This is a genomic window from Methylobacterium sp. JK268, assembly GCF_054052225.1.
The window spans coordinates 23,953-38,319 of record NZ_JBSVZN010000022.1; the positions used below are offsets into that span (position 1 = coordinate 23,953).

The 14,367-nt window shown below is 71.6% G+C and carries 11 protein-coding genes; 2 read left to right on the forward strand and 9 right to left on the reverse strand.

What is annotated here, in order from left to right:
- Positions 1–170: 170 nt before the first annotated feature.
- From hpnJ to ACW9J6_RS21755, 4 genes are read right to left on the reverse strand one after another with little or no spacing between them, the layout of a single operon-like run.
- Positions 171–1,610 carry a hopanoid biosynthesis associated radical SAM protein HpnJ gene (gene hpnJ / locus ACW9J6_RS21740; RefSeq protein ID WP_457118598.1) on the reverse strand — a complete coding sequence of 480 codons (1,440 nt, stop codon included), beginning with the start codon at positions 1,608–1,610 and terminating at the stop codon, positions 171–173.
- Between the two features lie 43 nt (positions 1,611–1,653).
- A complete protein-coding gene (gene hpnI, locus ACW9J6_RS21745) occupies positions 1,654–2,841 on the reverse strand; it encodes a bacteriohopanetetrol glucosamine biosynthesis glycosyltransferase HpnI (protein ID WP_457118599.1) in 1,188 nt (395 codons plus the stop codon).
- Positions 2,842–2,899: 58 nt separating this feature from the next.
- Positions 2,900–3,574 (reverse strand): ABC transporter substrate-binding protein, encoded by a 675-nt coding sequence (locus tag ACW9J6_RS21750; RefSeq protein ID WP_457118600.1) that lies wholly within the window; start codon positions 3,572–3,574, stop codon positions 2,900–2,902.
- Positions 3,575–3,579: 5 nt separating this feature from the next.
- On the reverse strand, positions 3,580–4,656 hold the full coding sequence (locus ACW9J6_RS21755) for a lysylphosphatidylglycerol synthase domain-containing protein (protein WP_457118601.1): 1,077 nt from the start codon (positions 4,654–4,656) through the stop codon (positions 3,580–3,582).
- 415 nt (positions 4,657–5,071) lie between these two features.
- On the opposite strand from ACW9J6_RS21755, the gene ACW9J6_RS21760 reads away from it, so the two are divergent.
- Positions 5,072–6,136, forward strand: coding sequence for an amidinotransferase (locus ACW9J6_RS21760; protein WP_457118720.1), 1,065 nt, complete (start codon positions 5,072–5,074; stop codon positions 6,134–6,136).
- 365 nt (positions 6,137–6,501) lie between these two features.
- On the forward strand, positions 6,502–7,371 hold the full coding sequence (locus ACW9J6_RS21765) for a MipA/OmpV family protein (RefSeq protein WP_457118602.1): 870 nt from the start codon (positions 6,502–6,504) through the stop codon (positions 7,369–7,371).
- A 187-nt stretch (positions 7,372–7,558) separates the two neighbouring features.
- Here the strand turns inward: ACW9J6_RS21765 and ACW9J6_RS21770 are convergent, their stop codons facing one another.
- The 5 genes from ACW9J6_RS21770 to ACW9J6_RS21790 form a co-directional block, all read right to left on the reverse strand.
- On the reverse strand, positions 7,559–10,651 hold the full coding sequence (locus tag ACW9J6_RS21770; protein WP_457118603.1) for a S8 family serine peptidase: 3,093 nt from the start codon (positions 10,649–10,651) through the stop codon (positions 7,559–7,561).
- 621 nt (positions 10,652–11,272) lie between these two features.
- Entirely contained in the window at positions 11,273–12,076 is an 804-nt protein-coding gene (locus ACW9J6_RS21775) for an SDR family NAD(P)-dependent oxidoreductase (RefSeq protein WP_457118604.1), read from the reverse strand.
- Positions 12,077–12,197: 121 nt separating this feature from the next.
- Positions 12,198–12,392, reverse strand: a complete 195-nt coding sequence (locus tag ACW9J6_RS21780) for a hypothetical protein (protein ID WP_457118605.1) — start codon at positions 12,390–12,392, stop codon at positions 12,198–12,200.
- Between the two features lie 51 nt (positions 12,393–12,443).
- Positions 12,444–13,046, reverse strand: coding sequence for a glutathione S-transferase (locus ACW9J6_RS21785; RefSeq protein WP_457118606.1), 603 nt, complete (start codon positions 13,044–13,046; stop codon positions 12,444–12,446).
- A 31-nt stretch (positions 13,047–13,077) separates the two neighbouring features.
- On the reverse strand, positions 13,078–14,301 hold the full coding sequence (locus ACW9J6_RS21790; RefSeq protein ID WP_457118721.1) for an alpha/beta hydrolase: 1,224 nt from the start codon (positions 14,299–14,301) through the stop codon (positions 13,078–13,080).
- Positions 14,302–14,367 lie beyond the last annotated feature (66 nt).

Consider the following 14,367-nt stretch of genomic DNA (forward strand, 5'->3'; position numbering starts at 1 on the left):
CAGTGAGCGCAGCGGGACGAAGTCCCGCCGAGAGGGGAACCACGCTTCAGGATCGGGCGTCCGTCAGGCCGGTTCAGGAAGATGCGGCACCGTGGTTCCCCTCTCCCGCCCGGCTCCGCCGGGCACCCTCCCCCGCAAAGGGGGGAGGGTTCGCGCGCCGTTCCTGGCGGTCACGCCGCCTTGGCGGAGCCGCTGGCCTGGCGGTCCTTCAGGAAGTGCCAGAACTCCACGCCCTCGCGCAGGCGGCGCTTCATCATCTCGGGCGAGCGCACCATCTCGCCGACGATCGAGGCGATCTTCGGGGCCCGGAAGTAGAACTTCTTGTAGAACTCCTCCACCGAGTTGAAGATCTCGGTGTGCGACAGGTGGGGATAGTGCAGCGGCGCGATCTGCACCCCGTTCTCGTCGACGAGCTCCGCGTTGGCGGCGTCGAGCCAGCCGTTCTCCACCGCCTGCTTGTACAGGAAGGTGCCCGGATAGGGCGCGGCGAGCGAGACCTGGATGGTGTGCGGGTTGATCCGGGTGGCGAACTTGATCGTCTCCTGGATCGTCTCCTTCGACTCGCCCGGCAGGCCGAGGATGAAGGTGCCGTGGATGGCGATCCCGAGCTCGTGGCAGTCCTTGGTGAACTTCTCCGCCACCTCGACCCGCATGCCCTTCTTGATGTTGTGCAGGATCTGCTGGTTGCCGGACTCGTAGCCGACCAGCAGCAGGCGCAGGCCGTTGTCGCGCAGCACCTTCAGGGTCTCGCGCGGCACGTTCGCCTTGGCGTTGCACGACCAGGTCACGCCGAGCTTGCCGAGCTCCCGGGCGATCTCCTCGGCGCGGGGCAGGTTGTCCGTGAAGGTGTCGTCGTCGAAGAAGAACTCCTTCGTCTGCGGGAACGCCTTCAGGCAGTACTTGATCTCCTCGATCACGTGAGCGACCGAGCGCGTCCGGTAGGTGTGCCCGCCCACCGTCTGCGGCCACAGGCAGAAGGTGCAGCGCGACTTGCAGCCGCGACCCGAGTAGAACGAGATGTAGGGGTGCTTCAGGTAGCCGATGAAGTAGTTCTCCATCACCAGGTCGCGCTTGTAGACGCTGGTGACGAAGGGCAGCTGGTCCATGTCCATCATCACCGGCCGGTCCTCGTTGTGCACGATGACGCCGGAGCCGTTGCGGTAGGACAGGCCCTTGATCTGCGAGAGATCGCGGCCGTCGGCGACCTCCTTGCAGGTGAAGTCGAACTCGTTGCGGGCCACGAAGTCGATGGCCGGCGCCTTCTCCAGCGAGCCCTGCGCGTCCACCGCCACCTTGGCGCCGATCAGGCCGGCCTTGAGGTTGGGATTGGCGGCCTTCAGCGCCTCGACGGTCGCCACGTCCTGCTTGAAGGACGGGACCGAGGTGTGGAGCACGACGAGGTCGAAATCCTTCGCCTGCCGCGTCACGTCGTCGAGCTTCAGGTTGTGCGGGGGCGCGTCGATCAGCTTCGAGTTCTCGACGAGGGCCGCCGGCTGGGCGAGCCAGGTCGGGTACCAGAACGACTTGATCTCGCGCTTGGCCTGGTAGCGGGAGCCGGCGCCGCCGTCGAAGCCGTCGAAGGTGGGAGCCTGGAGGAAGAGGGTGCGCATCGGGGAAACTCTCGCGATGGGGACGGGCCGCCGCGGCGGCCGGTCAGGTCGTGGGGGCGCCGGTCTCCTGCGCGAGGCCCGGCTCGGGGATGAGCGTGCCATCAGCCACAACCCGATAATCATGACCTTTCCAAGTCACGGCGCCGGACATGAAGCACCACGTGAAGCCGGCGAACGAGATCACGTCGCGGATCGGCAACAGCCAGTAGGGGTGCGGCGCGAGGCCGAAGGCCCGCTCCAGCCGCAGGCACAGGACGATCCGGCAGGTCAGCGCCAGGGCCGCGATGGCGAGCCCCTGCGGGCTGGTGTCGGGCATCAGCGCGCCGATCAGCGCCAGCGGCACCGCGTGGGTCACGAGGCTGCCCGCGTAGCCGGCCGGGTCGACGGTGCGGATGGTGCGGTTCCAGCGCGTCTCGTGCCGCCACAGCTCGCCGAGCGCGACGTCGGTGCAGGTGTGCCCGATGGTGAAGTTCGGGATGGCCACGACCCCGCCCACGGTGCCGCGGAGCGCCGCCCCGAGGGCGTAATCGTCCGCGAGGTCGTCCTTCACGCGCTCGAAGCCGCCGATCGCCGCCAGGGCCTCCGCCCGGAAGGCGATGGTCGAGCCGAAGCAGGGCTCGGCGAGGCCGAGGCCCGTGCCGACGAGCACGTTCGGCAGGAACTGCGTGTCGATGGCGAGCGCCGAGAGCTGCGCGAACACGGAGCGGTTGGCCGGCACGCCGTGATAGAGGCACGTCACCCCGGCGACGCCGGGCTGCGCCAGTTCGGCCACGAGCCGTTCCAGGTAGTCGGGGCCGACCACCATGTCGCTGTCGGCCAGCACCACGATCTCGTGGGCGATCCGCCCCGCCATGTTGATCAGGTTCGAGACCTTGCGGTTCGCGCCGTGCTGGCGCGCGTCGATCACGAGGTCGATGCGCAGGTCCGGGTGCTCCGCCTTGAGGCGGTTCACCACGGCGATGGCCGGGTCGGCAGCGTTCTGGACGCCGAAGATGACCTGCACCGGCCCCGTATAGGCCTGCCGGCAGAAGGTCGTGAGGTTGTGGTGGAGGTTCGGCTCGTCGCCGCAGAGCGGCTTCATCAGCGTCACCGAGGGACGCGGCGCCCCGGCGGGAAGCGCGGGGGCCGGCCGCCCGGCGACGCGCCCGGCGCGCCAGGCCGCCACCAGGGCGTAGGCGCAGCCCGCGACCGCCAGGGCGAGGATCAGGGTCGAGATCCAGGTGGAGTCCATGAGTGAATCCGAGGACGCTGGCGGCCGCCCGGGCGGCCGAGGGGGCTGCCCCCCGTGATCAGGGCTTCGGCGCCGACGCGGGCGCCGCGGCCGGCGCGGGAGCGGCCGGGGCGGAGGCGGGCGCAGCGGCGGGCGCCGGGGCCGCCAGCATCGTGGCGGTGGTCTTGCGCAAATAGTCGAGGAGCGCGTCGGGGCCGCCGCTCTTCAGCGGTTCGCCGAGCTTCGTGCGCAGGGTGCCGGCCTCGCTCACCGTCCCCTGCAGGTAGACGTCGGTGATCTTGCCGTCATTGGTGGTGATGTAATCGACGGGAGATTCGTCCCCGCTGGCGTCGACGGCGCTCGCGCGCACGATGCGCCCGCTGCCGCGCGCCTCGCTCTTCGGCTGCACCGTGAAATGGCCGCCCGCCGCCGCCGACAGGCGGGTCGCGTAGGTGGCGGTGAGATAGGGGCCGAAAGCCTCCACCAGGGCCGCCTGCTTCTCCGCCGGGATCTCCTTCCAGCGGCTGCCGACCGCGAGCCGCAGCATCGCCGGCAGGTCGAAGGACTCGGCCATCGGCCCGCTCAGCACCGCCACGCGCCCGCGCACGTCCGGGCTCTTCAGGGCCTCGGTGAAGGCGGCCGTCATCCGCTGCACCGTGGCGACGGCCGGATCGTCGGCCGCCAGCGCCCCCACCCCGACGGCGAGGCCGGCCGCGACGAGGCCGGCCCGCAGGATGTCGCGTCGATTGCGCACGAGCGTCACTCTCCCCTCTTGGCGTCGGCCGCGACCGGCGCGTAGCCGTAGGCGCGATCGAGGGACGGCCGGATCGGCGGCGCCCCGAACAGGTTGCGGAAGGAGGCCCCGAAGGCGGGCGTCTCGCCACGGGCCCGGGATTCCTGCGCGTGCCACAGGCCGAGGCTCGGCACGCCGATCGCGAGATCCGCGACCCGCTTGACCAGGGAGAGCGCGAGCGCCGCCTCGGCCGGAATCCCGAACACCGCGCAGAGGGCGATCAATCCGCCCTCCTGCGCGCCCAGCGCCCCCGGCACCGCGAAGGCGGCGCCGCGCACCGCCTGGGCGAGGCTCTCGATCACCAGGGCCTGCAGGACATCCGTCCCATACCCCATGAAGTACAGGGCGACCCAGACCTCCAGCGCGCCGATGAACCAGCCGATCAGGTGGAGGCCGGTGGCGGTGGCGATGCGCCGGGGCGCGCCGTAGAGGCCGCGCAGGTTCTCGTAGAGCACGTCGACCGCGCCGAGGGCCCGCCACTCGCGCCCGCTGGCGAAGCGGCGCAGCAGCGCCTGGAACAGCCGGTGCCCGTGACGGCGCTGCACGAGGTAGAAGGCCCCGAGCGCCGGGGCCGCCACCGCGAGGCCGAGCGCCACGTAGTGGACGATGGGGCCCTCGCCGCCCAGCGCCACCAGGACGCCGAGGCCGATCATCGTGAACAGGAACTGGGTGAGGGCCTGGAGCATCAGGTCGACGAACATGCTCGCCCCCGCGAGCCCGCCCGGCACCTTCGTCAGCGTCAGGAGGCGCGCGCCGATCAGGTCGCCGCCGACCTGGGCCACCGGGAGCAGCGTGTTGATGCCCTCGCGCACGAAGCGGATCGACACGCAGTCGCGCAGCCGGGGCCGCGCGGCCGCCGGGAAGACCGCCCACCAGCCGAGCCCCGCCCAGGCCACCGCGACGAGGCGGGCGAGGACCACGAGCGCGGCGCCCCAGCCGGCCGTCCAGGCGGCTTCCAGCACGGCCTCGGGCCCCGACGACACGAAGAGGCCGATCGCGGTGCACAGGCCTGCCACGAGGGCCAGGGTGGTGAGACGCTTCATGGTCCTCTTTCCGGTGGGGCGGCGGACCCCGCCTCCCGATGCGCGCCTTTCTTGCAACGGCGTCGGCGCGACGCGTCGGCATGACTCCCGCGACGTTGCAGCTTTGCCACTGCTTGTCTATCACCGCCCGGACACACCGCCGGGCAAACCAGCGACGCGGTCCTGGAAACGGACTTGGTCGCGAAACGCCGCGAGATTATGGCGCGGGACGCTTAAGCCAAGGTGAGGCGCCGGGCGCGCCGGCCGGAAGCTGTCCCGATGCGGCGGATTTGCAACGGTCACACGGGGGGAGCGCGACATGGACCGGGACACGACCATCGACGGCGGGCACGAGGTGCTCGACGAGGCCGCGGGCCGGGACGTCATCGGCGCGGGGGTGACGGGGCGGCGGGCGCCGGCGCCGCAATCGCCGGTCATGGCCTGGAACGAGTGGGACCCGCTGGAGGAGGTGATCGTCGGCAGCCTCGACGGCGCGACGATCCCGACCCACCACCTCACGGTGATCTTCAACCTGCCGCGGGCCGCCCAGCCCTTCTACCGGCTCGCCTCGGGCTGGAAATACCCGAAGTTCATGAAGAAGCTGGCGCAGGCCGAGCTCGACAACTTCATCAAGATCCTGGCCGGCGAGGGCGTGCGGGTGCGCCGGCCCGACACGACCGACTTCTCGCGGAAGTACCGGGCGCCGCGCTGGACCTCCCGCGGCTTCTGCGTCGCCTGCCCGCGCGACCCCTACCTGGTGATCGGCGACGAGATCATCGAATCGCCGATGTGCTGGCGCTCGCGCTACTTCGAGGGCGACGCCTACCGGGCGCTGTTCAAGGAGTATTTCCGGGCCGGCGCCCGCTGGACCTCGGCGCCCCGGCCCCAGCTCACCGACGAGCTCTACAACTACGATTACCGGGTGCCGAACCTGAAGGCCGGCGAGCCGATGCGCTACACGGTCAACGAGTTCGAGCCGGTCTTCGACGCGGCCGACTTCGTGCGCTGCGGGCGCGACCTGTTCGTGACCCGCTCGAACGTGACGAACCTGATGGGCATCGAGTGGCTGCGCCGCCATCTGGGGCCGGGCTTCCGCATCCACGAGATCGAGAGCCGCTGCCCGCAGCCGATGCACATCGATTCCTCGTTCATGCCCCTCGCCCCCGGCAAGGTGCTGGTGAACCCCGACTACGTGGACATCGAGCGGCTGCCCGCGGTGCTCAAGTCCTGGGACGTGCTCGTGGCGCCCCGCCCCGACCCCGTCGAGGGCTTCATGAGCCGGATCTCCATGTGCTCGCCCTGGACTTCGATCAACGTGCTGATGCTCGACGAGAAGAAGGTGGTCGTCGACGCGAGCCAGCCGACCCTGATCAAGGCCCTGAAGGGCTGGGGCTTCGACCCGATCCCGGCGCCCTTCCTGTCCTACGGGCCGTTCGGCGGGTCGTTCCACTGCGCCACGCTCGACGTGCGCCGGCGCGGCACGCTGAAATCCTACTTCTGATCCCGGCCGCCCCGGCGCGCCCGACGCGGGTGAGATCGCGGGAGCGGATCTTCCGAAGGTCACACCGCTCCCCGCCCCTCCCCCCTTCCCAAACGAGCCCGGCAGGGAGGCCGGGGCGTTTCCCCGGCGTGGCACGATCCGATGTCGAGCCCGCCCCGGCGCGGCGGTCTCGATTGGAGCAGATCCCGGTGGATTGGCTTCCGGGCGGCGCCGTGCATCGAGAAATGCTTGTGGCGGGACGGCCTCTTCGGGACTGGATTGATGTTGTTTCTGGCCCGTTGCCGGGGTGACACAGCGCCGGCCAATCGCCACGCTTGGCGATGTCGGCGGTAGGTTGGTGACCCCGCACCGCCTAAGATCCCCCCATGCTCACGGTCCTCTCGAAGGCGGCCTCCACCGCCCTGACGCGCGTCCTGTTCCCCCTCGCGGCCGCGGCGGGGCTGCTGCCGGGCGCGGCGGCCGCCGCCGACCTCGCCGAGCGGCCCGTCCCGACCTTCGTCGAGGCCCCGCCCCCGCTCTGGATCGTCACCCTCTCGGCGAACATCCAGGCGATGCCGCAATATCCGGGCGGCGAGGATTACACCGGCATCGTCTACCCGTCCGGGAGCATCCGGCGGGCGGGCGAGGCCAAGCGCTTCTCCGCGCCCGATGACGGGATCAGCTTCGCGCTGTACGACACGCCCAACCTGCTGATCGGCCCGACCGCGCGCGTCCTCACTGGCCGCTACTACGGCGACAACCGCCGCGCCCTGTTCGGCTTCAAGGACGTGCGCTGGTCGGTGGAGCCGGGTGTGTTCATCGAGTTCTGGCCGATCCCGGTGCTGCGGGCGCGGGGCGAATTGCGCCACGGCGTCTTCGGGCATCACGGCGTCGTCGGGAGCCTCGCCCTCGACTACGTGCAGCCCATCGACCGCTTCGTGGTCTCGGTCGGGCCGCGCTTCAATTTCGGCGATGATGAATTCGCGCGGCGCTATTTCGGCGTGACGCCCCTCGAGGCGGCGATCAACGGCTTCGCGACGCCCTACAACCCGTCGAATTACGTGACGGTCGGGGCGCTTGCGGCGCTGACCTACACGTTCAACGAGCATTGGTCGGCCACCGGCTACGCGGGCTACAACCGCATCGTCGGGGATTCGGCCGGGAGCCCGCTGGTGCGCGGCCGGTTCGGCACCCCCGACCAGTACATCTTCGGCACGCGGATCGACTACAGCTTCACGATGCCGTCGCTGTTCTGACGGCGGCCGGCAGACCCGAGGCGGCGATCCGGCCGGGTTGCCCCCGCCTCACGCGGGATCAGTCCCGCATGGCCGCTCCTCGCGGGGCAGACACCCCGCCGCGCGGGCTCAGTGAGACGGGATCCGCCTGGATCAAACGGATCCCGTCTCACCCGACGGAGTGATGACCGCTCCGTCGCGGCCCGCCCTATGCCGGATGGGCCACGCCGATCGCCTGGGCCAGGACGGCCGGCGAGAACCCCCAGGCCTCCAGGAGATCGGCCTCGCTCGCCGCGAAGGCCCCGAGGCCTGGGCCCTGCGGGAGCCAGGAGGCGGGGGCGGCGATCGGCGGCTCCGCTCCGGCGCCGCGGGTGCCGTTGAGGAGCCCCGCCGCGGAGCTGCCCTGGTCGTGCCATCCGGCCGGCGACGCAGCGCGGCCCTCGATCAGGTCCACGGCGTTGGCGAAGCCGGCATGGCCCGCGGCGAGAGACCCCACCTCCTCATCCCCGCCGCGCCAGGGATCCGATGCGGGCCAAGTCTCGGGCCAAGTCTCCGGCGAAATCTCCGGAGCCTCCGGCGCGGGCGTGAACAGGGCGGTGCCATCGGCACCCCGGCCGGCCGCCAGGAACGACGCGAGGCGGTCGGCCGAGAGCGCTCCGCCGCTCCCCGTCAACGCGATGGTGCTGGTGGTCCCGCCGCTCAGGTTCAGCGCGTCCGTAACCGCGATGTCGATCAGGCGGAACGGGTCGCGGCCCTGCGCGATCGGGTCGGGGCTCACCGACGCGAAGTTCACCGACCGCAGCGCCGCCTGGTACGCCTCCGCCGACGCCGTTCCGGTCAGGGTGAGCACGCCGCCGTCGAAATGCGCCGTGATGCCGTCCCGGTCGGCGACGTTCAGGACGTCGCCGTCCTGGAAGCCCTCCGTGATCGCCACGGTGGCGCCCGAGATGGTCCCACCACCGGCACCCGTCAGGGTCAGGTCGCCGTCGACCAGCACCGCCGCAGTCCCGTCATAGGACCCGGTGCCCGAGCCCCGGACCGTGACCGGCGACTCGGCCGCGGCGACCGCCCGGTCGGCCCGGACCAGTCCGGCCCCCTGCTGCCGGATGGACGCGCCCTCGAGGGGAACGGCAGAGGATTTCAGGAGCGCCGTGACCTGGGAGGTGGTGAGGCTCGGATTGGCCTGCAGCATCAGGGCCGCCACCGCCGCGGCGTTCGGCGCGGCAGCCGAGGTGCCGTAGAAGGGCGTGAAGCCGGCCACGCTCGTCATGATGCCGTCCGGCGCCGTGAAGTCGGGTTTGCCGGCGCTGTGCGGCGAGGCGAGCGGCTCGCCGGCCTCGTCGTAGACGATCTTGTCCGGCCCGTAGGACGAGAACGGCTCCGCGTAGCCCTTCTGGTGGGCGTAGATGTCGCTGCCCGCGGCCGGCATGGCCGCCACGGTGTTCACTCGCGCCAGCAGGTTGTGCCCGAAGGAGGAGCCGGAGCCCGTTCCGGCCGCGGGATCCTCGATTCCGAGCGCGCCGTTCAGGACGGTCACCTTGAAGGTCAGGTCCTCGGGAAGGCTTCGTCCGCCCGGCGCGTACACGACGATGTTCGCGTTCGTCGGCACCCGCGGCGAGGACGGCACCTGCAGCGCCTCGCACGCCACCTTGACCCCGCCATCGTCGAGCTGCTGGCTCGACGCCAGCACCCTCCCGCTCGCATCGACGATCTCGAATCGCAGGTCCTCCGGCGCCCCCGTGCCGTCCTCGCCCTTCCACGGCGCGGTCCAGGTCAGCTTGAGGATCTGGCCGGCGTGGGGATACCGGATCGGAAGATAGGCGCTCCCGTTGCCGAACGTGTTGGCCCACAGCGTCGAATCCCCCACCCTCGCCAGCGCCGGCTGGAACGTCCCTTCGTAGAAATAGGGGCCGTTGTTGGACGCCGATGTGAAGTAGTTCACGCCCGCGGCGATCGCAGATTCGATCGCCTTGTCGAGATCACTGCCGGTCTGATAGTCGGGTTCGGCGTAATAGTAGATGTCGTCGACAATGATATTGCAGCCCGCGTTCTTCAGGGCGGTGACGGAGGCCCCCATCCCGGCCAGGCTGTCACCCATGTCGGAGAAGTAGAGGTCCGCGTCCGGGGCGACCTGGTGGATGAGTTCCGCCATGGCGCGGCCCTCGTCCTCGCCGGACTCGACGCGGTCGTTCAGCACGTGGACCGCGCAGGTGCCGTCGGGCTTGGCAGGGAGCAGGCCCGCCGCCGCGTCGGCGTCAGGCGTATCGGTCCTGCTTCCGTTGCGGAAGAACGAATCGGAGATGATGCCGATCTTGATTCCCGACCCGGTCAGGTGCGCGCTGCCGTTCGGCGCCGACATGCCGTGCACGACGTCGGCCCGCATGGCCCGCGCGCCCATGCCGATCGCGGAAGTAAGCCGCGACGGCCCGCCGGAAAAGCCGATCAGCGTGCCGCCCGCGCCGTCCGACGTGGCGGTCAGGGTCCCGGCCGCGGCCCGCAGGTGGTTGAGCGTCGCCACGGACCGATTCTGGGCGTCGTAGACCGTCGCGGTGCCCGCGCCCGCGTCGTAGGCGACGCGGGACCCCGCCACGCCGGTGAGGTCGATGAGGTCGCCGGGCGCGAATCCCTCGATGGCCCCGCCGAAATCGGCCACGTCGGCGATCCGGAGGTCCCCGCCGACCTCGCCGAAGCGGATGGTCTGCCCCGACGCGCAGGCGGCGTCGATCGTCAGCGTCGCCCCGGTCTGGAGGGTGAAGGTGCCCGACCCGCTGAGCTGCCCGAACTCGACGCTCGTCCCGACCGCCGTGAGCGCGCCGGCATTGACGACCGGGGACTTGAGGGCGAGTCGGTAGCGCGACTCGAGGACGACGGTGCCCGAGAACCTGATCGTGCTCCCCGCGTCCTCGGTGCCGACGGCATCGATCTCGCTGCCGGTCTGCAGCACCAGCGCGTCCGAGCCGCCGGTCGGCCCGGCGATGTCGACCGTCGTCCGGCTGTTGCCGCCGACCAGGATCACCCCGTTGACGCATTCGGAGCCGGTGAAGCTCAGCGTCGCGTCGCCGCGGGTCCGCACGACGAAGAACTGGCCGAGATTGGCACCGGCGATCTCGAGCCCGGCGCCGCTCTCCAGCGTCACCTCTTCGTCGTCGTAACAGTCGTACCCGTTCTCACCGTCGGTCGTCAGCTTCGGCTTGCCGGACTTGACGGTCAGGAAATCGCCCGCCCGCGGTGCGCCACTGGGGCTCCAGTTTTCCGCAGTGATCCAGTTGCCGTTGCCACCGAGCCAAGACCTCGTCGTCATCGTCTGTCTTCTCCGGTCTGCCGCGGCGGACGCTGTCGGCCGCCCGGCGGTTGTGACGGGGCGGACGCCGCGCGCGATCGTCGTCGCAGCGCACGCAGCATCCACGGCTGGCCAAGGCCCAGCGCGAAGACGTTCCGTCATCCTGCGGGACTTAGCCGACCATATTTCGAGAGTTTTAGACTCAATCGAACGCAATACGTGCGCGACGACCGCGGATGCAGTGAGAGAAAAACAGTTTCTTATGTCTGAAGAAATGATAATACCTTTCTTGACCTTTGGTCAATGGTGAAGTTGGGTTGCCTCCGGGCGGACCCGGCACGCGCGGGGCGGCGGCGCGCAAGCGGAGCGGAGCGGAGGCCGGGGCGGAACGGCGTTTCGCCGCTCGGACCTGCCCGATGCGGACGGGTCGTCCGAGGGTCGCAATGGCGCGACGCGCGATTCGAGCGGCCCTGCTCGTCGGATCACCCTCGGCCGGGGCGGCGATCATGCCGGACCCCTCCCCCGATGCGGTGGCGCGTCACGGAACCGGATTCGCGAGCAGGCCGCGGCGAGATCGAACCGTGAGCCCCGCTCCCGGTCCTTCATTCTGCCGCCGGGCCGGTGCCGGGCGCGGAGGCCGCTTCAGCGGGAACCGCTCTCGCCGAGCCACCCCATGCTGCAGCTCTGGCCGCCATCGACCGGCAGGCAGACGCCGGTGATGAAGCGCGCCTCGTCCGAGGCCAGGAACACCGCCGCGTGCGCGATGTCCCAGGCCTCCCCGAGCCGCCCGAGGGGCACCGACCGGTCGCGGCCGGCGTCGCGGGTGCCCGCCGCCCGGCAGTCGTCGCGCAGCGAGGTGTCGAGGAGCCCCGGCAGGATCGCGTTCGCCCGGATGCCGTCGCGGGCGTACTGCATCGCCACCGCCACCGTCGCCTGGTTCACGGCCGCCTTCGCGGCCGCGTAGGCGAAGGCCGGTGTCCCGGTCCAGCGGATCGCGGCGACGGACGAGATGTTGACGACCGCCCCCTTCCGGCGGGCGCGCATCCCGGGCAGCACCGCCCGGCAGGTGCGCCACACGCCCCCGACATTCAGGTCGATCACCCGCCGCCAGCCCTCCTCGTCGAGATCCTCCGGCCCGCCCGCGGCGAGAAGGCCGACATTGTTGTGGAGGATGTCGATGGCCCCGAAGCGGGTCTGGGCCGCCGCCACGGCGCGGGCCACGGCGTCAGAATCGGTCACGTCCGCGGCGAGGGCCTCGGCCTCGTGGCCCTCCTCCACGATGAGGTGGGCCGTCTCCTCGGCGGCCGCGGCGAGGCGGTCGACGCAGACCACCCGCGCCCCCTCGCGGGCGAAGGCCACCGCCGCCGCCTTGCCGTTGCCCCAGCCGGTGCCCGCCGAGCCGGCCCCGAAGACGATCGCGGTTTTTCCGATGAGGCGGTCGGGCATGGCGGCGGATCCCCGTACCCGGCGACAGTCGCGACAATCGCGGCCATCCCGCAACGGGGCGGCGAGCAGGACCGCCATCCGGCGCCCGCATGGCTCCGGCCGTCCCCTCGGGCGGGCGCGCTCACACCGCGCGCGTCGCCCGCCGGAAGGTTGCGACCGCGAGGGCGAGCGCCAGCGCGACCTGCAGGAAGTTCCCGTCGCTGAGGAAGCGCGAGCCGAGCTGGAAGCGGAGCGCCACCTGAACGCCGAGCCCGGCGAGCAGGAAGGCGAGGCAGAAGGCCGAGGCCGCGAGGAGGAGGGCGACGAAGGCGTTCATGGGCGGGCCCGATGCTGACCCCGGGGGCCATGCAAGGGGCGCACCAGGCGATCAGGCCGGACGCGTCGCCCGCATCGAGGGGCGCTCGCTGAAGCGGGCATACCACGCCGCCGCGGCCGGGAAGCGGCCGCGCCAGTCGAGGTCGGCGAAGCGCAGGTCGAGATAGCCGAGGGCGCAGCCGAAGGTGATGGTGCCGATGTCGAGCCGGTCGCCGAGACCGGGCGAAGCCGCCTCGATCGCCGCGAGCGCGCTCTCGACCTTGGCGCGCTGGCCGGCCACCCAGGCGTCGGAGCGCTCGGTCTCGGCGCGCACCCGTCCCTCGTAGACGCAGAGCAGCGCCGCATCGAGCAGCCCGTCGCCCAGCGACTGCGCGGCGAGCACGCCCCAGCGCGCCGAGTTGCGCGGGAGCAGGCCGCCCTCGCCGATATGGTCGAGGTACTCGCAGATCACCCGGCTGTCGGCCAGCACGGTCCCGTCGTCGAGGATCAGCGTCGGGACCTGCCCGAGCGGGTTGCGGGCCACGATGCCGCCGTCCCGGTTCACCGGATGGGCGGCGGCCGGCAGCAGGTCCAGCCGCGCGACGAGGCCGAGTTCGTGGGCGGTCACCATCACCTTGCGCACGAAGGGAGAGGTGGCCGAATGGTACAGCTTCATCGAAGGCTCCTCGGGCGACGGCCCGGCCGGGTCAGTGCCGCGGGTGCGGCGCGTTGACGGGCCGCACGCCGGGCCGCGCGAGGCCGGGCTTCTGCGGGGCGGGCTTGGTCGTCGCCGCGGTGGCGGCCGGCCGCTCCGCCGGCGGGCGCGGCGTCTCGGCCGCGAGGCGCCGCACCGGCCAGCCGTCGCTCCAGCGCTCCATGTCGGTGAAGCGCGGATTGGCCTTAAGGGAGGCGGCGTCCTGGCCCGCGAAGGCGGCGGCGGCCGCCATGTCGAAGGTCTTCCAGAAGCCCAGATAGTCGAGGCTGTCGGTCCCGGCGGCGTTGATCTGCGCGACCAAAGTGGTCTGCTCGCCGGTGAGCGCCATGTCGGCGGACCACTTGAACGGGGGCGGCTTCTGCTTCGGGTCCCTGGCCGGCTCGGCCGGCAGCTTGATCGCCCCGGCGTCGTAGGCGGGATTGTTGCCCGCCGGCGAGGCCAGCGTCGCCGAGAGGGCCGGGAAGCCGTGGTCGTCGGAGAGCACGCGCATCAGGAGCTTGCGCTCGGGGGGGACGGCGCTCGCCTCGCGCATCAGGCGGCGGGCCGCGAGGTCGGCGGCCCGCGCGTCGCGGTCGCCCACGACGGTGATCAGCAGCGTCGTCGGCGCGATCCGGGCGAGGTCGTGCAGGGCGATGCCGCGGGACTTCTCGTCCCGGGCGATGCCGCCCGGCATCGCGCCGAAGATCAGCTTGGGGCGCGGCAGCCCGTCCGCCTCGGCGGAGGCCGCGAGGTTGGCGGCCATCGGCACCCCGGCGAGGTGGCCGATCAGCGCCACGCGGTTGAGGTCGGGCTTGGCCTCGGGGTCGCTCGCGAGCGCGTCGAAGGCCTCCTTGACGAGGCGGGCGGCGGTGTCGCTGGCATCGGCGGGCCGGGTGCGGTTCACCTCCTGGAAGCGGGGGAACAGCACGAGGTAGCCCTCGCGCGCGAGGTGCTCGATCCAGGAGCCGTAGGCCTGCGGGTTCACGGCTCCCCAAGCGTGGAGGAACACCACGACCGGGCGCCCCTCCGCGGGGGCCGGCCCGCCGCCGTGATAGACGAAGGTGGCGGACCCGGTCCGGACCACGGCGCGCTTGACGACCGTGGGGGCGGCATAGGCGGATCCGCCGGGCCCGTCCTTGGGCTGCGGCGGCGGCGTGGCGGCCCACGCCTCGCCCCGCGCCGCGACGACGCCGAGGCTCAGGAGGAGGACCAGGCAGGAACGAAGGGTCGGGCGCATGAACCGGGCGAGGGCGAGGATCCGCCGGCGGGAGCCGGTCCGTCGATCGGACTCACCCGACACCAA